The organism is Leptolyngbya sp. FACHB-321 (genome assembly GCF_014695975.1).
Lineage (GTDB): Bacteria > Cyanobacteriota > Cyanobacteriia > Leptolyngbyales > Leptolyngbyaceae > Stenomitos.
Genome location: NZ_JACJPI010000050.1, coordinates 13,458 through 31,728, shown reverse-complemented (window position 1 = coordinate 31,728; position 18,271 = coordinate 13,458). Strand labels below are relative to the sequence as shown.

The following is an 18,271-nucleotide window of genomic DNA, read 5'->3' as shown; positions in this document are numbered from 1 at the left end:
CGTTCTCCAGTCAATTGCTTTGTCAATATCTTGGGCGGATTGATTGCCTATTGCCATCAGCCAAAGAAGCCATCCATTGCCCTTGACCACAATTTGCTCCTTCCGGCTTAACCCGAACTGACGTTAAATTATGCGTCAATAAAGCTTGCTTAACCATATAGCAAAAGGATACAAGGATGAGGAGAAGCCCTTGCTCAAAGGAAGTTTCAAGGTTGATGTCTGTCCTAACGCTCTCTTCAACTGCTATGAGCTAGTTCAGGCAAAAGGCGACAAGAGAGCAGAAGACTTACGCCAATCTCACTGTTGTTCTCAACCTGGCACTTGTAGAAGCGAACCACTAAATGCTCTAAATTTATCTCCTTTAGTCCTCATCCCTCATCCTTTAACCTTCATCCCTCATCCCTATGGGGTTTAAGTTCCTCAGGGGTTTGAGCAATAAGTTGAAGGGCCGTTAGTAGTGCAGAACGGTCTGACGGCAGGCGTTGGCTGAGGTTAAGTTGAGCGGCGATCGCTTCCAGCGTTTCTCCTTGCTGTAGTCGATCGCTTAGAGTCGTAACTTCCTTCCAGGTCAGGTCGCTTTCGGCGTAGGCTTTGGCGATCGCGATAGGCAGATCGGCACGCTCATTACCTTCTGCCCTGGTCATCATGTTGTGTCCGATCGCCAACGTGCGATCAAAGCAGTGATACCAGCATTGGGGCTGTAACTTGAGAGCAGACTGAAAGAGTGCCTGATGTTCCGCACTGTCAACAGCGTGATCGCTAGCACTTGATACCAGCAGCAAGGGTGCAGTGGGCTGTACTTTGGCGCGATCGAGTACCTCCTGCCCCATCGCTAGAAAGGTACGCAGCGCGGGCATCTGAAAGCCTTTATAGCCAAAGCTAACAACTCCAGGTTCTGACTTCCATTCAAAGTAAACGTTCATGCGCTCCACAACCCAGTCTACAAAGGCATTTGTACCACTTAGATAAGGAGCAAACAGCAGACCGCGATCGACCTGTTGGGGATGCTCTAGCGCTAGCCACGCGGCGAGGGTGCTGCCCCCTGATAAGCCGCCCAAAAGCACACGATCACCCAGCGATTGAGCCTTTTCCAGCCAATTTTGCCCAAAGTCTTGATAGAGCAGTGGGGTTATGGGTAACGGTGGTGGGTTGTCGTCGCTCCAGTCGCCTGCCTGTCCATGCCCTGGTAGCAGCGGAATCAGGACGTTGTAGCCAGCTTGAAAAAACGCTTCACCGATCGGTACAAATTGCTCCGGCGATGCAGTAAACCCATGAAAGAAGACAATCACTTTTGCAGTCGGATGCTTATGGAGCAGAAAGCGAGAGCGACTAGTTTCGTCGCGCAAACCCAAGGCATCTTCTCGTCCTCTTGTCGCCTTAATCAAGGCAGCGGCAGCATTGGCATAATCTGACATGGCACACTATCCTTCTACGACAAGCCGGTGCGCCCAGTAGCTTACCGCCAGTATCACCGTCTTTCCTATGTTAAGCAGCGTGGTTTTGTTGAGGAAACCTGCCAATGACAGATTAATTGGTAGCCCTAATTATTTTTGAAAGCAGTTTTGAAACGTGGACTACAGGAAGCACAGCCGAAAACTACTGCTACAAGGCACAAAGCGAGCAAAGCATCATTAAAAATGAAGTTTTGTAAATATTGACGACCCTTGTTCAAAACGGTATGATTAGATACAGAAAAGTAAATCGTTCATCTTGCGTTTTGCTCTAAAATCAGTTCTACTCAATTAAACTTCATGGTTTGAGAAGAGCCTTTCAGTAGCAGAAACCGGACGGAAGTAGGGAGTCATCCCGAAGGAACGCGCCTCTCGCAACACATCTAGGAGGCGAATATGAAACTCTCTTATCGCGGCGTTGATTACGACTTTAATCCATTTTCTTTGCAAGCTCGCGGAGCCAAGCATCGCTTAAACAATGTTGCTAAGGCTAGAACGTTGGGTGCCCTTCTTACCTATCGGGGTGCAGCTTACTCGATCGCGCCATCTACTCAAACTGAATCCGCTAGCCCTAGTGTGGCTCCGGGTACAATGCTGACTTATCGTGGCATTTGTTACACGGTGCAACCAGAAACAGTGCAACCAACGCTGCAAGCAGCACCCGCTCAGGCTGTAACTGCAACGAAAGCATCGGTACGCTCCCTTGAGGATCAGGCACGCGCATTGACGATGAACCATCATCGGGCAACAAAAAAGCGGCAGCTAGCTATGCTGCTACGTTCTGCTGCTGATGTAGGTATGCCCGTTGCGACTGCTAGTTAGTAGGAGAGCCTTTAAGAAACGTCTAATCTAGCGTTTCAGGTAGCCTACGCTCCTAGCTACTCTTCGCTAAACTGGCTAACGGCTGAAGGGTTCTAACCGTTATCTACTTAGTTTCCGCTACAGTTTCAGAAAGCCGCTTCCGTTAGGGGGCGGTTTTGTTTTGCAGATGGTTAGCCGATCCTTGACGAAGGTAGACTTGCCATCAGTACAAACAGAGTTCGATCGATGTTTTGCAAGAGGTCTATGTTTGAAGCTGTTGACGTATCTAGCGAGTAACGGCACTTTGAAAGCACAGAGGCATGGCTGCGATCCGTCACCATGCAGTAAGATTTAAACGCTAATAAACCTGGCTTAAAGTAAAAAGGCGGCGATCGCGTAAGGAATGAATGGCAGTTTCGGTGATGTTCTCTTAAATATCACAGCCGATAAACGAAGTCGTTAGCCTTTATCCAGAAAGACAAATGGAACTGCATCAATTTGACGCCGAGCAAGTCAAGCGTGCCGCCAATCTGCTGCAAGCCTGTGGGATTGAACCAACCACTGAAACAATGCAAGCGCTGGCTGAAACAGCGATCGCCCATTATCCAAACGATCCAGAGAGCCTGGAAAAAGCGGCGCGATCGATGGCGGAGTTTTTTGAGGGTTCGCCCGCTGTTGCTAAAGCGCCGGAACATCCCTGGATGCGGCTGAGGCTCTGGGCATTTTCTATGTTACGGCTTTGAATGTTGTAACCTTAAGGCGGTGAAGGCACAAACGCTTCAAGTCAGCGTTTGGTAGATCGATAGCGATCATTAACTGTCATTTTGGTTGAAACTAGCTCCTTATGTCTTCAACTCCAAGCCACTCTTACAGACGCACAGGCAACATTCTTAAAGAGATTCTCCGTGTTGTGCTGGCTTTTTTTATCATTACCGCAGGAGTGCTTCATTTTGTGACACCCGCGCCATTTGTCAAAATCGTACCGCCACAACTGCCCTATCCGTTAGAGTTAGTCTACATCAGTGGTTTCTTTGAGATATTGGGCGGCATTGGCTTGTTGATACCACTTGTTAGCGTGGCAGCAGCCTGGGGTTTGATAGCACTATTTATCGCCGTGTTTCCTGCCAATATCAACATGGCAGTGAACAATATTAAGCTAGAGGGCATTCCCCATAGTCCAGTGCTGTATTGGGCAAGGCTACCGTTGCAAGCAGTTTTGATTACCTGGGCTTGGTGGTACACCCGGAAGCCAAGAGTAGAAGAGTGAAGGGGCGGAGGAGTGAAGAGTGGAAGGTAGAAGAGTGAAGGGGTAATGCAGCGACAAGAGCGAGTTATTTCTTGGCAGGCTCCACAGGCATCTTCTTAATTAGCGATCGCTGTATTGCCCATAGGCTTCCGGCGCTAACGGCACCACTGAGCAAGCTCATGCCAAGCTGATGGCGCTCTTCGAGTAGGCACAGCACACCAACGACTCCTAGCAATGCGGTTAGAGCTTTAGCAACTACAAGCATTCGCTGCACGGTACTGGTTGCATCCATCACCTGTTCAAGCAGATTGGCATCGTCTCCCAGATGCGCGGGTGTGGCGATCGCGTGTTCCAGCGAACGATACTTCACTAAGTCAACCTGGTAGTAGGTGCCCAGCTCATCATCGCGCAGGCTGGCGACGGAGTGTAGCCCAAAGCGTTTGGCATGGGCGATCGCGGCACCAATCTGCTTTTTTGTCGCCATTGGACGCAGTGCTTCAAAAACCGATTCGCGGTACACGCCGATCGTTGCCATCTCAAGAATTTGCTGGCTTAACTCTGGCACTGATAATCGTCGGGTGATGACACTCATGGCTGCTTTTAGAGTGGTTTGTAGTTTGTTGACAATGAGTGAAGAAGTGGAAGGGTGAAAAGGTGGGAGGGTGAAGGGGTGGAGTGTGACTTACGTTAAGAAGAAGTGGCTGTAAGGCAAAAAATTGGGAGCCAATGTAGAGGAAGGCACCTTAAGCAAGCATAAGTGTTTTGACTCTAGTAATTATGTATTGTTTTGGGCGAATCTGAAAGGGTGAACTCTATTCTGGTTTGGCGATGGCTTGAAGTCGTCTCAGAACTTAGGTCTTCACATCTTAAGAAAGGCAAAATCAAGGCAAATGAGTCATGCTTTATCCTGCGAGATTGCGCCAACAGTGCCTTTAACAGCCCGCAGATAGTCAGCCGGAGCCAACAAAATTTGCAGTCCTCGCAGACCCGCAGAAATCGAGATGATATCGAACACTTCAATCAACTCGTCGATATAAACGGGATAATCTTTTTTGCAGGCGAGGGCAGTCACACCACCACGAATGTAGCCTGTAAGAGGCTGAACTTCTTTTAGCGGGACGGTTTCGACATTGCGATCGCCCGCCAGCTTTGCCAATGCCTTGAGGTCAAGCTGTGTGTTGCCAGGGATAACGGCAAGGCAAATACCCGTTTTTGCACCGCGTACTACCAGCGTTTTAAAGACCTGCTCGGGCGGCATCCCTAGCTTGTGAGCAACACTCTCAGCAGCTAGGTCGTCAGGATCAACGACATACTCACGCAATTCGTAGGCAATACCCAGTGTATCCAAGAGGCGTACTGCATTAGTTTTCATGACAGGTGACCGAAAGCAAACATGGGGTTTTAAGATTGTGTCCTGAATCTGCGCGTTGACGCTACGAGGAACTGACGTGAAACCTATCTGGTTAATGAGTCTTGCTGGCATCGGTTTGGGACTGATGTGGTTTGCGATCGCCCATTCTTCACGTTCCTCTTCACCGTCACAACCTTCACCAATCAATAGTGCGCCTACGCCCACGCCTGCGGCAGCCTCATTAGCACGCCTTGAATACAAGTCTTACGCGCTACCGGACAGCACCGTTCATACGCTCACAATTCCATTACATAGTCGTTATGAGGTGACACCAGCTCTCTCAGATACAGTGGAAACGCCTGCTGTGATCGCCCGTCGCGAGGGCGCGATCGCAGCGCTTAACGGTGGCTTTTTTGATCCAGAAAACCAAAAATCAACCGCCTACATTGTGTTGAACGGTCAGCAAGTTGCCGATCCGACGCAGAACGAACGCTTGATGAGCAATCCTGACCTGGCCCCATATTTGGACAAAATCCTCAATCGTAGTGAGTTTCGGCAGTATCAATGTGGCGATCGTCGCCAGTATGCCATCGCTCTACACCGTGCTGCCATCCCAACCGACTGCGAGTTAATCAACGCCTTAGGGGGCGGGTCACGTCTGCTGCCAGCAATCACAGTGCAGGAAGAGGGCTTTGTTGCTTATGCAAACGGCACCATCAGCCGCGATGCCTTGGGAAGCCGCCAACCCAATGCCAGAACCGCGATCGGCATTACACGCGATCACAGTATCCTTTGGGTTATGGTGGCGCAAAAACCAAAGGATGCAGCAAGCGGCATGACGTTGCAGGCACTTGCCGACTTTATGAAAACGCTGGGCGTAGAACAAGCCATGAACCTGGATGGCGGCAGCTCATCATCGCTCTACTACGATGGCAAAAGCGCCTACGGCAAAGTAGACGAAGCAGGCAAGCCACTAATCAGACCTGTCAAATCAGTCTTATTGGTAAAAATGAAGTCATAGAGACTCTACGTTCGACGATGCCCGACTACTCGAAGAAAGCACGTATCGAATGCTCTTGTAACTACTGTATGAAGTTTTGGTTGTATTCTTGCCAAAATCATTTATAGTACTATTGTACTAAATATTAAATACGTCTTGAGAAGGAAGTCGCAGTTTGAGTGCGATTGTAAGCAAGGAAAGTTTTGTTCTCAGTGTTGATGGTCGCGATGAGCGATCGTTGTCAGCCTCTCACCATCCTTCTGCTTACGGCTACCTTCTAGGCAGCATCTTTGTCTGAAAACATAGATCCAGGCAACAGCACGTCTTTAGATGGACTGGGCACACTGCCTGCTCGATCGTACTCACGACTCATCACTTTCGGGGAATGAAACGATGCATCGTCGCAAATCTCATACCAATAGCGTGAAATATATGCTGGCTGGTGGGTCTGTCGTTGCAGCCTTTGGCTTGTTAGCAGACCCACGTGCCCTGTTGCCCACGCCTGCACCAACGCAAGCCGTCTGTCAGGAAATTATACAGCCGAAGGCAATTCTGTCGCGAGACCAGCTCTCCCAGTTGCTGGCAGTGCCGGAGCGTTCTCACAAAATGCAGGTGAGCCGAATCGTCAAAGAGCCTTACTGTAAGCTGCCATCGCTCAACGTGCGGGCAGGTGTTTCGTCGCGTCGTGAAGCCTACCCGCTGGCATTTGATTCGCAGGCATGGCTGGTTGTGCTCTATGAAGGTGACGAATATGCCGGTTATGACTTTAGTTTCCGTCGTTAGCCCGTACCAGCATGTCTAGCAAAGCAGTTTGTCTGAGAGCGATCGCAACGGTTGTCAGTCTTGTCCTACTTCCTAGCTGCACCCGTCCGCCTAACAATGAGGCAACGCTTGACATTAAGCTCTACCAAACATGGCAACTGCAACCAGGCGACACCATTAGCGATCGTCGTGTTCTCGGTGGTCTTGGCGATATTTCTATTGCTCTAGATGGCAACGATGTCTATGCACCCTTTGACGGGCGCACCCAACTTAATAAACACCGCTGCCTCATGTTCTCCAGCCCTGATGTACCTGCTTACCTGTTTCGCTTCTGTGGTTTGAACGATCCGCAGCCCCGCACGCTTAAGCAAGGTGACACGATCGGCAACGGTGATCTGCTTCAGTTTGCAGCCTTACGCAAACAGCCCAACGGCACCTGGGCGATTGTTGAACCCGCCAAAGCCATCCTAGAAAGCACCCTAAAAAAAACATAGAGAGGCTTGCCCGCAGATTTAGCCCTTCTACCTTGTGCCCTCTGCCCCCTGCCTTTTTCCCTTTGCCTTTTTCCTTCTGCCCTCTGCCTTCTGCTCTCCACCAAAGTCGCCCATGAAATCCCCTGCTCTGATTGCCCTCAGCCTGGTTGCTTTTTTCTCAGGCGCGTCTGCTGCTCGTGCTGATGCGCTAGCTGCTCCGACTGATAATGGTGGCGCGATCGACTTATCCTTGGGCACATCCACTCCTGCTACCTTAGCGAATGCAACATCTCCAGCAGAGCAGCAAGTCGAGAAACAAGTCGCGCCTACCGAACCCACGACCCCAAGCAATCCCACTCCAAGTCGATCGCCTGCTCTCAGCTTTGACCCACCTGTTGTGGCTAAGGCTGCTACTGTGCCAGCACCTTCTCCACCGCCCGTTGCTGCCCCAGTGGCATCGACCAGCACTCAGGCAGACCTATTTACTGGTGGTTCTGACTCCTTAGTTGCCCGTACCGTCGGACATGCTGAAGGCACCCGCACACCCAACGGGAGCAAGACTCGTGCCTATTACGGGCATTCTGACCCTGGCAACGGGGTTTGGAACATGGGCAGCTTTTCGTATCAGCATGGAGCTGATTCACCTGAAGCAGCGGATGAGAAGCAGCTACGGCGCTTAGAGCGGCAAGCAGAGGTGATTCGACAAAAAGCAGACGCACATCGCTTGAACCTATCGCTAGAAGAAGAACTGAACGCGATCGACCTGGCAAATCAGGCTCCTCTGGCAGCCTTGGATACGCCTGGCTACATTGAGTGGCTGAAAAAAGCGCGTGATCGCGGGCTAACGGGATCAGAGGCTGTGTTGTGGGCACGTACACAGTCCTACTGGAACCCGCGACGCAACCGCTGGGAAGCGCCTGGGCTAGGCAATACAGAAGACAACATTAGCCATGACCAAAATCGGCGGCTCACTGCGATCGCACGGGCGCTCGATGTTTATCAACAGCAAACGGTAGCGCGTCGTAAAGAAGAAGAACCACAAATTAAAGTGGCAAACAAACCACCGCAAGAGGCGATCGCAGACCAGATCATCTTTCAAAACTTAGCAAAACCGCAGCCTTCTACCAACGATGAATTGGCAGCGACGACAGTGGCAGCAGAACCGCAATAGTTGCGTTGCTGTTGGTTTCTTTAAAGTGCATTGATGGCGAAGCAAGGGACAATCACACGCCCTAAACAGCTTGGAGTACTGGAACCGATGTAGCATTATGTAACTCTTAACACGTCCTTTACCTGCGATCGCTACCTTATTGACGGGAGGGTTAACGCCCTGCTTGAGGTAGTTGCATCCAGATGTAGAGGCTCCCTGGTAAATGTCTAGACCAACCATGCCTACGAAAGCAGACCAGAGTCACTCTGGAACGGCAGCAACATTACAGCCGTTCGCCATTGGTGTGAAGAACGTATTCGTTCTCCTTAGTGCTTGTGTGCTTGGTCTTGTTGGCTGTACCAAACCACTTGATCACCTCCAGATTGAGAATAATATTCGCGATAGCGTCATTCAGCAGGGCGGTGTTTCGCTGAAGACGGTGAGTTGCCCCAACGACGTGCAACCGGCTGCTAACCAAGCATTCACCTGCTTAGGCACACTTGACACAGGCGGCACCTTTGCCATCAAGGTGCAGCAGAAAGATAGCCAGGGCACAGTGCAATGGGATATTCCCAGCGTGCGTGGTCTAGTCAATGTTGCCAAACTGGAGACGCTGCTGCAAGAAACCCTAACCAGCGAAATCAGAACGGCGCTCCGGGTTGAATGTGGTGACTCTTACCGTGCCGTGCGACCCGGTGAAACCTTTGATTGCAACGTGCAGTCAGCCGCAAAACCGCTTGCTGCAACGTCAACAGAGGGTACGATCTCGAAGCTCAGTAATGCTGCGTTAACGCCAGCAGCGAGAGCAACTAAACCTATTACACCAGAGCGCATTACGGTGACGATGGATGCCGAGGGCAATGTCAACTGGCAGGAAATTTTGCCGAAACCACCGACCGTCAAGGTTGCTAGGGCTGCACAGGTTACTGCCACACCAACAGAAAAGGCTCAGGTCAAACGTCGCGTGTCCGCTACTTCTAAGACTGTTCCTAATCCTCAGCGACCTAGTGACAGCGAGGTTGTGGTGGAGTAAGGCGGCACTAAGATAATGCTTCAGCCTGACTAGTAATCAGTGCAAAGCTTCTCTTTACCTAACCTTAATTATCTGACAAGCTTGTTCTTAATCAGACTGGTGCAGGATTCAGGTAATCTAGCTATGATGCTTGGATTGCTCGGCATTTTTACAGATAGTCCTTTCTGCGCCGTTAAACTTTTTTGCAATGTCAGGTAGATTAATCGATTTATTCATAGAAGGCGGTCCAGTCATGTACCCCCTTCTAGGTCTGTCTGTCGCTACGCTTGCCTGTGGGCTTGATCGAGCACTGTTTTGGTATCGCTTGTCGCGCCGTGAGAAGCGGGTAGCACAGGATATACTCGAAGCGGCTCAGTACGACCTTAACCAGGCTGCCGCGATCGCAGAGCGGTCTAATGACCAACCGATCGCGCGCTTTCTGTTGGCTCCCCTCAAACTACGCTACCCAACGCCAGAAACCTTTCGTCTGGCACTGGAAGCAGCGGGAGACAAAGAGTTTGTCAAAATGCACAAAGGCAACAAGCTTTTAGAATCAACAGTTGGTCTTGCGCCGCTCTTGGGACTGTTAGGCACTGTAACAGGCTTGATCAAAACGTTTGCCAACCTGAACGTGGGCGGTGGTGGCTCGACTGCTGGTGCAACCAAAGCAGCGGCTGGTATCGGCGAGGCTCTGATTGCAACTGCGGCAGGGATGTTGATTGCTATTCTTGCCCTGGCAATTTTTCGCGTTCTGGTGTCGTTACAGGCACAGCAGGTAGAGTATTTCTCGGAAGTGGGTAGCGACCTTGAGCTAACGTATCGCCAGCTATGGCACGAGTCAACCCAGAACAGTAATAGTCAACCGCGACACTCACCAGACTCTCTGCCAGAGGGCAATGTGCCCGCTGAACGCTATTGAAGCCACTCTCTAACATTGCGCCGATGAGCGCTTTCCTACAAAAGGCTGACGACGCTTGGAGGACATTAACGGATGCGATTCAAATCTAAGCAGAAAGGTTCAGAGCTGCTGGACGTGAACCTCATTCCGATGATGGACGTGCTGATGACGGTGCTAACGTTCTTCATTCTTATCTCGATGACGCTAACGACTCAGCAGTCGGTTGATGTGACGTTGCCGACCGCCAGTGAAGGTACCAAAGAACAAAAGCTGCCCGATCCACTGATTGTAGGCTTAACCAGGCAAGGACAGATGACAGTCAGCAATACGCCCGTAACGCAAGACCAGCTGGCAACGCAAATGGTGGAGTATTTGAACAAGAACCCTCAAGGCGCGATCGTGCTTAAAGCAGATAACCAACTCGCTTATCAAAAAGTGGTACAGGTTTTAGGCACCATGCAGGCGATCGGCGGTGAACGGGTTTCCTTGGCGATCGACCCACCCAGAAGTTAAACGCTTGATCATCACTACTAACGCTAATTTGCTCAACGCATTGTTGGTTCGAAGCGCGATCGATGTGAGTGGTAAGGGGCGATCGCTCCAAGGGCGATCGCTAAACAGGTGATTTTTTCCACACCACTACCAAGATGCCTGTCTTGGTTTTGTTCAGCACAAAATTGAGGTAGCGCGTCACTTCATCTTTTTTCACCTCATAAACGGGTCCGTCGCCGTAGTTACCGACCTTTTCAAAAGTAAACCCATTGCCTGTATAGGCAGGCTCAATATCGTCTTTCAGCGCTGCCTCTAGATCATTGAGAGTGCCAAGATACTCAAGTCCTGATATTCCTGGCTTTGCCAAGTCCTTTTCAGGGTCAGCAAAAAAGGGAGCTGGATCTTTGAAGAGAATAGAGCCGATCGGCACCGACGTATCCCGTACAGGTAGATCCTTTTCAACACCATCTGTATCAGTACGGGATCGCGTAATGGCGTCCAGTGGTCCCGCAAAGGCTGCTGCTTCAGGATCGCTAGAAGGGGTGTTATCAATCGGCACAGCAGAGGACACAGCAAGAGGCGTAGCCGATGAGTTGGAAGCAGGTGCAGCACTGGTTGAAGCTGGTGCAGCACTGGCTGAAGACGTTGCTGGCAATGGTTTTGGTGTTGCTTTAACTACAAGCCTTGGGGGCGACGACACATTACGCTTCACAATGGGCTTTGATGCCACCACTCTTGACTTAGGCGTTGGCTTAACCACTACTTTTTGGTTCGATAGACGGGAAATTTTGACGGGTTTTTCGGTCGGCTCCGGCAGTTCTTTCTTCTCAGGGGAGAGCGGCACAAACAACAACAAGCCGTGGATACCCAACGCCAGAGCTAACATTGGTCGAAACAGTGCCTTAAGTGCAGGCGGTGTATTTTTTGCCACCGAGGGCGTTGGCTTATCTATTAGGGTCGTCATGGCAGGAGCTTCTTGAAGAGTGTGATGGGTTGGAGGGTGTGAAGAGCTATTAGCTTGATTGGTTTTGCTAAAGGCGATCGTAAAGCGACAACTTCTAACCACTGAAAGGGGCATGCAAACGAGGCACTCGAGTTAAACAGTCATAACCGTTAGCCAAAGCGTCCTTGCACGTAGTCTTCTGTTTGTTTGTGCTGTGGCTGGTTAAAGAGCGTCTGAGTCTGGTTAAACTCCACCATTTCGCCCAGATACATAAATGCGGTGTAGTCTGAGAGGCGGGCTGCCTGCTGCATACTGTGGGTAACGATGAGAATCGTGACTTGCTCTTTGAGTGATGCCATCAGATCTTCAATATTTTTGGTGGCGATCGGGTCTAGGGCAGAAGTCGGCTCATCAAACAAAATGAGTTCGGGATCGGTCGCCAGAGCACGGGCAATGCAGAGGCGCTGCTGTTGACCGCCAGAAAGGTTGTATGCCAGTTCGTTGAGGCGATCTTTCACTTCATCCCAGAGGGCAGCACTGCGAAGGGCATGTTCTACTTTGGCATCCACAACGCTTCGTTTGGCTTCCCCCCGCACTCGCAGCCCGTAGGCAACATTTTCGTAAATCGACTTAGGAAAGGGATTGGGACGCTGAAAGACCATACTGATTCGCATACGGACTTCGATCGGATCAATGTTTCGTCCCAAGATATTCACCGCCCCATCCAGCAAAATCTCGCCTTCGTAGCGGTTGCCGGGATACAGGTCGTGCAGACGATTGAAGCAGCGTAGTAGCGTCGTCTTACCGCAGCCCGACGGTCCAATAAGTGCCGTTACCTGATGCTCTGGCACAGGCAGGTTAACGCTTTTCAGTACCTTTGTCGCACCGTAGTAAAAACTGAGATCTTTCACCGCAGCTTTTGCTTTTAGCCCGATGGCATGAGTTGTTTGAGTTGATTGGTCGTTTACCATTTGATGCCTTTTCGGAAACGATAGCGGAGATAAATTGCCAGCCCATTCATTGTCAGAGTCATGGCGATAAGCACAACCCCTGCGGCAGCAGCATTAGTCTGAAACTCAGGCTGGGGGCGCGACACCCAGTTAAACATCTGAATGGGCATGACGGTGAACGGAGCCTTGAGCCACTCAAACGAAAGGTAGGGAAAGGTGCCTTTGAGGGGTGGTTCGGGCAAAAACGCGATAAAGGTGAGCGCCCCGATCGTCACAAGTGGAGCCGTTTCACCGATCGCCCGCGATAAGCCAATAATCACACCCGTCATAATGCTGCCTGCCGAGTACGGCAAAATGTGATCCCAGATCATGCGCCACTTGCTGGCTCCCAGAGCGTATGCCGCCTCACGCAAGCTTCGAGGAATGGCGCGTAGTGCTTCGCGAGTGGTGACAATGACGATCGGCAAGACCAGCAATGCCAGCGTTAAACCTGCCGTAAGGACACTTTCGCCCAGCTTAAAGTAGTAGTTAAACAGACCCAGCGCTAGAAGCCCGTAGACGATCGACGGCACGCCTGCCAGATTCGTCACGTTGATTTCAATCAGATCTGCTAACCAGCCTTTGCGGGCGTACTCTTCCAGGTAAATGCCAGCCGCTATACCCACAGGCACTGCCGCTGCCGCTGTAACCAGCATGACGAGGCACGTTCCCACCCATGCCGCCAGAATGCCTGCTTCTTCGGGTGTGCTGCTGGGAAAGGAGGCAAAGAACTGTTGGGTAAGGCGCGGATACCCCTGTACGGCTAGCTGCGTGATGAGCGTAAGCAAGGTCAGCAGGGCAATCAAGAGAACCAGTAAGCCAACGATCGCAAACAAACCATCAAAGACTTTACGGCGAGCAATGCCAGCACGAACAGCCACCAAGTCTAGACCTGGCAACGTTGAATCCAACCGCTCTACCTTATGTAGCTCTGGACTTGACATCCTAGTAAGTCTCCCGGTAGCGCTTACTCAAAAAGTGCCCCACGATGTTAAACACCAGGGTCATGAGTACAAGCGTTAAACCCGCCGCAAAAATGGTCTGGTAGCCAACGCTGCCGTGAGGCACATCACCTAAACTCACCTGCACAATATAGGCAGTAATGGTTGCTGCCGATTCAAGCGGATTCCAGGTAATGATGGGTTGCAGCCCTGCTGCGATCGTCACAATCATAGTTTCACCAACAGCCCGCGAAATGCCCAGGATGTAAGCGGCTGAAACGCCTGAGACCGCAGTGGGAAACACCACTTTCCAGGCTGTTTGAAACCGTGTTGCACCCATTGCGTAGGAGCCTTCTCGCAGTTCGACGGGCACTGCTCGCATAGCATCTTCGCTAATCGAACTAATCAGCGGGGTAATCATGATGCCCATGACTAAACCGGGACTAAGCATATTAAAACCAGGCAGGTCAGGCAGCACCACCTGCAACAGTGGTGTCACAAACAAGAGCGCAAAATAGCCATACACCACGGTCGGAATGCCTGCCAGCAGTTCCAGGATCGGCTTCACAATCTCGCGTAGTTTGGGCGCAGCAAATTCGCTTAAAAACACTGCTGCGATCGTCCCCGCTGGAATGGCAACTGTGAGTGCAACCGCAGAGGTCACTAACGTACCTGTAACCAACGGCAAAATGCCGTAGCGCGGTGGATCAAAGAGCGGTGCCCATTCTTGACTGGTCAAAAATTCGACGATCGACACGTCCTTGAACAGCGCTAACGACTCCGTAACCAAAATCACCATAATGGCGATCGTGGTTGCCACAGACGAAAAGGCAGCGAGAAAGAGAAGGCATTCGATCGCGCGCTCCCGCAAATCACGGGTGATCTTCTTCTCCAGTGGCTTGGCAATTTGAGATAGTGGCAAAGAGCGATCAGTCATAGGCTTTAACGTAAAAATCAGAAGCCAGCGGAATAAGGCTAGCTTCTGCATGAGTGTAGAGGATAGTCAAAAGCTAGGGGCGTAGCAGTGGTTACGCCCCTGGATAGAAGTCATCAATGCACCTATTTAGGCTGGCGGCTAAGGATATCGGCTACTTTAATGCCAACCTGGTCTTTGCCTCCGAAAACGCTGCCGACTTGGTTCTTTTGGAACCGCGTCATGGCTCTGGTGTAGTCAGTCGGCTTGAAGGGAATATACTTAACAGCGCTAACGCTGTTGCGAGCGTTCTTCATGTAGTATTCAACAAACGCCTTGACCTCAGGCTTTTTAGCCGCATCCGCATTGACGTAGATGAAGATTGGACGAGACAGTGGGGTATAGGTGCCGTTGTCAACATTGGCGATCGAAGGCTCAACCCCGTTGATTTTCACAGCTTTTAGACGGCTACGGTTTGCTTCGTAGTAGGCGAAGCCAAAATAACCGAGAGCATTCTTATCGCGAGAAACACCCTGCACCAGCACGTTGTCATCTTCACTACCTGTAAAGTCAGAGCGGCTTGCCTTGGACTTGCCGTTTACTGCTTCAGTAAAGTAGTCGAATGTACCCGAATCCGCGCCCGGACCATAGAGCTTCAACGGTGCATCCGGGAAGCTAGAGCGTACCTGATTCCATTTCTTGACCTTGCCTTGTGCATCGGGAGACCACATAGTCTTCAACTCGGCAGTAGTCAGATCAGTTGCCCATGTGTTAGAGGGGTTAACAACAACCGTCAACGCATCATAAGCAACAGGTAACTCAATGTATTTGACCCCTGTCTTCGCGCATGCATCAACTTCTTTTTGCAAGATGGGACGCGAAGCATTAGAGATATCGGTCTCGCCAGCGCAGAACTTCTTAAAGCCACCACCCGTACCAGAAATACCGACAGTTACTTTAGCGCCACCTTGTTTTTGAAAGGCTTCGGCAACCTTTTCGGTGATTGGAAAAACGGTGCTAGAACCATCGACCTTAACTACGGCTGGGCTTTGGGACTGAACGATCGGTGCTGAAAGACCAACGGTAGCGGCTACCAGAGCGATCGCACCCATAACTGTGAAGCGGTTGGGTTTGAACTTAACTGCCTTCGTCATCATATTGACTGCTCCATGTAGCTGAATTTCAGATGAAATTAGTATCAGCAATACAATACAATCTCAGGGTTAAGAGCCTGGAATAAAAGATTATGAACAGATTAAAAATGTCAGTGAATAAATCAGGAAAAGGTTAATTTTTGGTTAACCAAATTGCTGAGATTGATCGCACTTTTCATCCAGTATTGTCACCTTAAAATACTTGGTTCTTTCAGCAAGTTTCCAGCGTGCCATCCACCTTCTTATGGAGGGGCGATCGGTAAATGGGTAGAGCATCAGGCGCAAACTTTGAAACGACTGTTGCTGCGGAAAGCATCCAACAGTGATCGCCAGGAACTAACTGCTGCCCTTAAACCATTACTGGCTTGTAATATAGTGGTGCCAGAGATTAAAAGTAATGGCAAGATGGTCTAGCTCCAGACAATGGACAACGGACAATGGCTGACAGACGGATAGGGATGGTCGATCAAAGCGGGAACGTAATCTGGGACAGAGGGCAGATGTTGAGCAGTGGGCTTCCTTCCCTGCGCTCAATGCCTCAGAGGCGCTATATGAAGTACTTTGTAACGGTAGGGTTGAGCCTTCTATGCAGCTTCAGTGCAGCAGGGCGGGTAGAGGCGATTCCTGGCCAAACCCTTGATGAAGCAGTAGTTTGGATTCGGGCAAATTCGACGCTGCGACCCGTGCGTAGCGAAAGGCTTCTGGTACGCAAAAGCGATACGCCTGCTCAACGGTTTACGTTTTGGGCATCGCCGTTGCAAGTTGGTAGAGCCTCTCCAGGAGCGACAGGTGGCGTTATTCGCACTGAGGAAATTTCGTTTTTCGATATGCAGAATGGTGTGAGCCGCGATCGCCTGCAAGAATCTTTGCGCGTCATCTACGGTCCGACCATTTATCAGGACTATACTCAGGCAAAACGGATTTATACCTATCCAGCAGCTCAAACTAACGATGCTATAAATCGCCGAGGATCGCTAACGTCTGCATTGCAAGGAGAAGTCCGGGAGGGTGATCAATACGCCTACTGGCTCGAAATTGCTCAACAGCCAAATGGCTTTCCCTACGTCGGTAAAATCACTGTTTTTTTGAAAGACGACCTCTCGAAACTGGAAGCCGAACTTCGCAAGCGATCCAGCTAGATGTCCTAAATATTGGTGATGACACGATAAGCCGACGTTACTTAGTCAAGTAAAGCATCCCCAAAACCATTCTGTTCAGAGTCGGTACCGTCTAAAGCAGCATAAGGCGGTGCTGTAAGAACGTCTGTCTTTGCTTCACGTTTAAGTTGAGAAAAGATGCGGTACTTATCTGGATCAAAAATATGCGATGCAAGCTGTGCTTCCTCAACATCCATCTTGATTAAGTTGTACTGCACATTTTCGGCATGAATTGCGAAGGTCACGTTGAACACTTCTAGGAAGTTCACGATCCAGGCGCATTCATCCTCAGGATAGTTTTGGTAGTACTTGATCAGCCGAGCAATCCGCGCTTCTAAGTGAGTGCGCGAATGCTTACAAATAAGAATGATTTTAAGGAGCGCTACTACTAGAGTGATAGGATTTCCCTGCGATAGTAGCAGCACAAAAAGCTGAGAAGGGTCAGATTGATTTTCGGTTGTCAAATACTCAATCACTCGGTTACACGTTCGCAATATCAAAGCATCCGTCACCAGTTCATCGTTATGGCTTTCGTAAAGGTGGTCTAATTTATCAGTCAGCCGTGAACGTAGGGTTTCAACAAACTCCTGGTTTTCGACTGAGAAAATGAGGTACTGCTGTAGGCTCTGCTTGAACTCTTTGTAAGACAGATTTTGCGTTTGATTAACGAAAATATTGGCTAGATTGGCATAGCTGAACGGTCCTCGCTTTGCCACGATCGCTTTAATCAAACGCAGCACTTCTTCGCCTAGTACAGTCGGGTTTTTAGGAGTACGCTTGCTGGAAGTATTGCTCTGCGATCGTGCAATGTACATCGCCAGATCAAACTTGAAGCGATCTTTGAGCTGTTTTGACAAAGCTCTTGCTGCCTCTCGTTGTTCGATCGGATTAGACAGATCAATATATTGAGGAACAAGCAGGTACGACGTATAACGTGAAACCCATGGTCCCCGCTCTTTATCGTCGTAACGCGATACAAATAACTTTAATTCCTCGTAATCACTACTTTTGACAAACCCATCCAGCCATTGACGTAACCGCTTTAAGGTTGGTGACGCTGTGTTGCGGTGAATAGATGGGTCTGTAAAGACACGAATTAAGTCTTGGATTGGTTTGTAATTACGACTTGCATCCCAGTTGTTCACTAGAATGTAGCAACAACGCTTGAGGGTGTTTCTAAACTCTTCCTCATTGTTAGAGAAAACAACTTCGTAAAGCGCCTGCATTGCATCACTATTGACAGAATCAACATGATGAATAAACAGGCGTTTAAACTCCAGCAAAACCTCTTCAGGTGGCCACTTCTTTACAATTTCTAGAAGAAAACTGTAAATTGCATCCTGAGCCTGCTGAATGTTCCGACTCAGCTTTTTTAATCTAATCGGTGGCTCATTTTGATGAGCATCATCTAGAGCTTCCCTGATCATCATACATATGCAGGATTAACAATGGCTTCGATACATGGAGCAAGAGAGCAGACAAAAAGAAATCAGCATCTTGATAGCCGTCGCTTTACAAATTCGCTCTCAAAATAATGA

The 18,271-nt window shown here is 50.0% G+C and carries 23 protein-coding genes, 1 pseudogene and 1 riboswitch; of the genes and pseudogenes, 15 read left to right on the top strand and 9 right to left on the bottom strand.

Features of this window, described 5'->3' with window-relative positions:
• Positions 1 to 111, top strand: a pseudogene (locus H6F76_RS30365) (IS982 family transposase); the annotation flags it as partial.
• 278 nt (positions 112 to 389) lie between these two features.
• Here the strand turns inward: H6F76_RS30365 and H6F76_RS09235 are convergent.
• Positions 390 to 1,415 carry an alpha/beta fold hydrolase gene (locus tag H6F76_RS09235; RefSeq protein WP_190507628.1) on the bottom strand — a complete coding sequence of 342 codons (1,026 nt, stop codon included), beginning with the start codon at positions 1,413 to 1,415 and terminating at the stop codon, positions 390 to 392.
• Positions 1,416 to 1,700: 285 nt separating this feature from the next.
• Positions 1,701 to 1,821: riboswitch (Glutamine riboswitch) on the top strand.
• A gap of 26 nt (positions 1,822 to 1,847) precedes the next feature.
• Here H6F76_RS09235 and H6F76_RS09230 point away from each other — a divergent pair.
• The 3 genes from H6F76_RS09230 (at position 1,848) to H6F76_RS09220 (ending at position 3,519) form a co-directional block, all read left to right on the top strand.
• Entirely contained in the window at positions 1,848 to 2,273 is a 426-nt protein-coding gene (locus tag H6F76_RS09230) for a DUF4278 domain-containing protein (protein WP_190507626.1), read from the top strand.
• A 461-nt stretch (positions 2,274 to 2,734) separates the two neighbouring features.
• On the top strand, positions 2,735 to 2,995 hold the full coding sequence (locus tag H6F76_RS09225; RefSeq protein ID WP_190507624.1) for a hypothetical protein: 261 nt from the start codon (positions 2,735 to 2,737) through the stop codon (positions 2,993 to 2,995).
• Positions 2,996 to 3,096: 101 nt separating this feature from the next.
• Entirely contained in the window at positions 3,097 to 3,519 is a 423-nt protein-coding gene (locus tag H6F76_RS09220) for a DoxX family protein (RefSeq protein WP_190507622.1), read from the top strand.
• 64 nt (positions 3,520 to 3,583) lie between these two features.
• Here the strand turns inward: H6F76_RS09220 and H6F76_RS09215 are convergent, their stop codons facing one another.
• Together H6F76_RS09215 and ybaK are read right to left on the bottom strand one after the other, a co-directional pair.
• Complete coding sequence (locus H6F76_RS09215) at positions 3,584 to 4,090, bottom strand: hypothetical protein (RefSeq protein ID WP_190507620.1); 507 nt, start codon at positions 4,088 to 4,090, stop codon at positions 3,584 to 3,586.
• A 303-nt stretch (positions 4,091 to 4,393) separates the two neighbouring features.
• Positions 4,394 to 4,870 (bottom strand): Cys-tRNA(Pro) deacylase, encoded by a 477-nt coding sequence (ybaK, locus tag H6F76_RS09210; RefSeq protein ID WP_190507618.1) that lies wholly within the window; start codon positions 4,868 to 4,870, stop codon positions 4,394 to 4,396.
• Between the two features lie 76 nt (positions 4,871 to 4,946).
• On the opposite strand from ybaK, the gene H6F76_RS09205 reads away from it, so the two are divergent.
• The 9 genes from H6F76_RS09205 (at position 4,947) to H6F76_RS09170 (ending at position 10,769) form a co-directional block, all read left to right on the top strand.
• Complete coding sequence (locus tag H6F76_RS09205) at positions 4,947 to 5,870, top strand: phosphodiester glycosidase family protein (RefSeq protein WP_347275997.1); 924 nt, start codon at positions 4,947 to 4,949, stop codon at positions 5,868 to 5,870.
• A gap of 154 nt (positions 5,871 to 6,024) precedes the next feature.
• Positions 6,025 to 6,147, top strand: a complete 123-nt coding sequence (locus tag H6F76_RS30970; protein WP_277881204.1) for a hypothetical protein — start codon at positions 6,025 to 6,027, stop codon at positions 6,145 to 6,147.
• Positions 6,148 to 6,179: 32 nt separating this feature from the next.
• Positions 6,180 to 6,632 carry a hypothetical protein gene (locus H6F76_RS09200; protein ID WP_242036590.1) on the top strand — a complete coding sequence of 151 codons (453 nt, stop codon included), beginning with the start codon at positions 6,180 to 6,182 and terminating at the stop codon, positions 6,630 to 6,632.
• Between the two features lie 11 nt (positions 6,633 to 6,643).
• Positions 6,644 to 7,105, top strand: a complete 462-nt coding sequence (locus H6F76_RS09195; RefSeq protein ID WP_190507617.1) for a hypothetical protein — start codon at positions 6,644 to 6,646, stop codon at positions 7,103 to 7,105.
• A 112-nt stretch (positions 7,106 to 7,217) separates the two neighbouring features.
• The gene (locus tag H6F76_RS09190) at positions 7,218 to 8,255 is read left to right on the top strand and encodes a hypothetical protein (protein WP_190507615.1); all 1,038 of its coding nucleotides are present in this window, start codon (positions 7,218 to 7,220) and stop codon (positions 8,253 to 8,255) included.
• Positions 8,256 to 8,472: 217 nt separating this feature from the next.
• The gene (locus H6F76_RS09185) at positions 8,473 to 9,267 is read left to right on the top strand and encodes a DUF4333 domain-containing protein (protein ID WP_206754355.1); all 795 of its coding nucleotides are present in this window, start codon (positions 8,473 to 8,475) and stop codon (positions 9,265 to 9,267) included.
• Positions 9,268 to 9,499: 232 nt separating this feature from the next.
• Positions 9,500 to 10,165 carry a MotA/TolQ/ExbB proton channel family protein gene (locus H6F76_RS09180; protein WP_190507612.1) on the top strand — a complete coding sequence of 222 codons (666 nt, stop codon included), beginning with the start codon at positions 9,500 to 9,502 and terminating at the stop codon, positions 10,163 to 10,165.
• 72 nt (positions 10,166 to 10,237) lie between these two features.
• Positions 10,238 to 10,657: a biopolymer transporter ExbD gene (locus H6F76_RS09175; protein WP_190507610.1), complete on the top strand. Its 420-nt coding sequence runs from the start codon at positions 10,238 to 10,240 to the stop codon at positions 10,655 to 10,657.
• Positions 10,617 to 10,769 (top strand): hypothetical protein, encoded by a 153-nt coding sequence (locus tag H6F76_RS09170; protein ID WP_190507633.1) that lies wholly within the window; start codon positions 10,617 to 10,619, stop codon positions 10,767 to 10,769. The genes H6F76_RS09175 and H6F76_RS09170 overlap by 41 nt, the downstream gene beginning before the upstream one ends.
• Here H6F76_RS09170 and H6F76_RS09165 read toward each other — a convergent pair.
• From H6F76_RS09165 to H6F76_RS09145, 5 genes are all read right to left on the bottom strand, one after another.
• Positions 10,758 to 11,600: a hypothetical protein gene (locus H6F76_RS09165; RefSeq protein WP_190507608.1), complete on the bottom strand. Its 843-nt coding sequence runs from the start codon at positions 11,598 to 11,600 to the stop codon at positions 10,758 to 10,760. The genes H6F76_RS09170 and H6F76_RS09165 overlap by 12 nt on opposite strands.
• A gap of 149 nt (positions 11,601 to 11,749) precedes the next feature.
• Entirely contained in the window at positions 11,750 to 12,550 is an 801-nt protein-coding gene (gene pstB, locus H6F76_RS09160) for a phosphate ABC transporter ATP-binding protein PstB (RefSeq protein ID WP_190507606.1), read from the bottom strand.
• The gene (pstA, locus tag H6F76_RS09155) at positions 12,544 to 13,467 is read right to left on the bottom strand and encodes a phosphate ABC transporter permease PstA (RefSeq protein WP_347275998.1); all 924 of its coding nucleotides are present in this window, start codon (positions 13,465 to 13,467) and stop codon (positions 12,544 to 12,546) included. Before pstA ends, pstB begins: the two co-directional genes overlap by 7 nt.
• Positions 13,468 to 13,513: 46 nt before the next feature.
• Positions 13,514 to 14,446, bottom strand: a complete 933-nt coding sequence (gene pstC / locus H6F76_RS09150) for a phosphate ABC transporter permease subunit PstC (RefSeq protein ID WP_190507602.1) — start codon at positions 14,444 to 14,446, stop codon at positions 13,514 to 13,516.
• Positions 14,447 to 14,568: 122 nt separating this feature from the next.
• A complete protein-coding gene (locus H6F76_RS09145; RefSeq protein WP_190447047.1) occupies positions 14,569 to 15,579 on the bottom strand; it encodes a PstS family phosphate ABC transporter substrate-binding protein in 1,011 nt (336 codons plus the stop codon).
• 150 nt (positions 15,580 to 15,729) lie between these two features.
• On the opposite strand from H6F76_RS09145, the gene H6F76_RS09140 reads away from it, so the two are divergent.
• A complete protein-coding gene (locus H6F76_RS09140; RefSeq protein ID WP_190507600.1) occupies positions 15,730 to 15,990 on the top strand; it encodes a hypothetical protein in 261 nt (86 codons plus the stop codon).
• 137 nt (positions 15,991 to 16,127) lie between these two features.
• Positions 16,128 to 16,715 (top strand): hypothetical protein, encoded by a 588-nt coding sequence (locus H6F76_RS09135; RefSeq protein ID WP_242036589.1) that lies wholly within the window; start codon positions 16,128 to 16,130, stop codon positions 16,713 to 16,715.
• A gap of 41 nt (positions 16,716 to 16,756) precedes the next feature.
• On the opposite strand, the gene H6F76_RS09130 is transcribed toward H6F76_RS09135, so the two are convergent.
• Complete coding sequence (locus tag H6F76_RS09130) at positions 16,757 to 18,163, bottom strand: hypothetical protein (protein WP_190507598.1); 1,407 nt, start codon at positions 18,161 to 18,163, stop codon at positions 16,757 to 16,759.
• Positions 18,164 to 18,271 lie beyond the last annotated feature (108 nt).

Coding starts and splice junctions, on each gene's coding strand:
- H6F76_RS09235 (WP_190507628.1), bottom strand. CDS start 1,415: ATGTCAGATTATGCCAATGCTGCCGCTGCCTTGATTAAGGCGACAAGA.
- H6F76_RS09230 (WP_190507626.1), top strand. CDS start 1,848: ATGAAACTCTCTTATCGCGGCGTTGATTACGACTTTAATCCATTTTCT.
- H6F76_RS09225 (WP_190507624.1), top strand. CDS start 2,735: ATGGAACTGCATCAATTTGACGCCGAGCAAGTCAAGCGTGCCGCCAAT.
- H6F76_RS09220 (WP_190507622.1), top strand. CDS start 3,097: ATGTCTTCAACTCCAAGCCACTCTTACAGACGCACAGGCAACATTCTT.
- H6F76_RS09215 (WP_190507620.1), bottom strand. CDS start 4,090: ATGAGTGTCATCACCCGACGATTATCAGTGCCAGAGTTAAGCCAGCAA.
- ybaK (WP_190507618.1), bottom strand. CDS start 4,870: ATGAAAACTAATGCAGTACGCCTCTTGGATACACTGGGTATTGCCTAC.
- H6F76_RS09200 (WP_242036590.1), top strand. CDS start 6,180: ATGGACTGGGCACACTGCCTGCTCGATCGTACTCACGACTCATCACTT.
- H6F76_RS09195 (WP_190507617.1), top strand. CDS start 6,644: ATGTCTAGCAAAGCAGTTTGTCTGAGAGCGATCGCAACGGTTGTCAGT.
- H6F76_RS09190 (WP_190507615.1), top strand. CDS start 7,218: ATGAAATCCCCTGCTCTGATTGCCCTCAGCCTGGTTGCTTTTTTCTCA.
- H6F76_RS09185 (WP_206754355.1), top strand. CDS start 8,473: ATGCCTACGAAAGCAGACCAGAGTCACTCTGGAACGGCAGCAACATTA.
- H6F76_RS09180 (WP_190507612.1), top strand. CDS start 9,500: ATGTACCCCCTTCTAGGTCTGTCTGTCGCTACGCTTGCCTGTGGGCTT.
- H6F76_RS09175 (WP_190507610.1), top strand. CDS start 10,238: ATGCGATTCAAATCTAAGCAGAAAGGTTCAGAGCTGCTGGACGTGAAC.
- H6F76_RS09165 (WP_190507608.1), bottom strand. CDS start 11,600: ATGACGACCCTAATAGATAAGCCAACGCCCTCGGTGGCAAAAAATACA.
- pstB (WP_190507606.1), bottom strand. CDS start 12,550: ATGGTAAACGACCAATCAACTCAAACAACTCATGCCATCGGGCTAAAA.
- pstC (WP_190507602.1), bottom strand. CDS start 14,446: ATGACTGATCGCTCTTTGCCACTATCTCAAATTGCCAAGCCACTGGAG.
- H6F76_RS09145 (WP_190447047.1), bottom strand. CDS start 15,579: ATGATGACGAAGGCAGTTAAGTTCAAACCCAACCGCTTCACAGTTATG.
- H6F76_RS09135 (WP_242036589.1), top strand. CDS start 16,128: ATGAAGTACTTTGTAACGGTAGGGTTGAGCCTTCTATGCAGCTTCAGT.
- H6F76_RS09130 (WP_190507598.1), bottom strand. CDS start 18,163: ATGATGATCAGGGAAGCTCTAGATGATGCTCATCAAAATGAGCCACCG.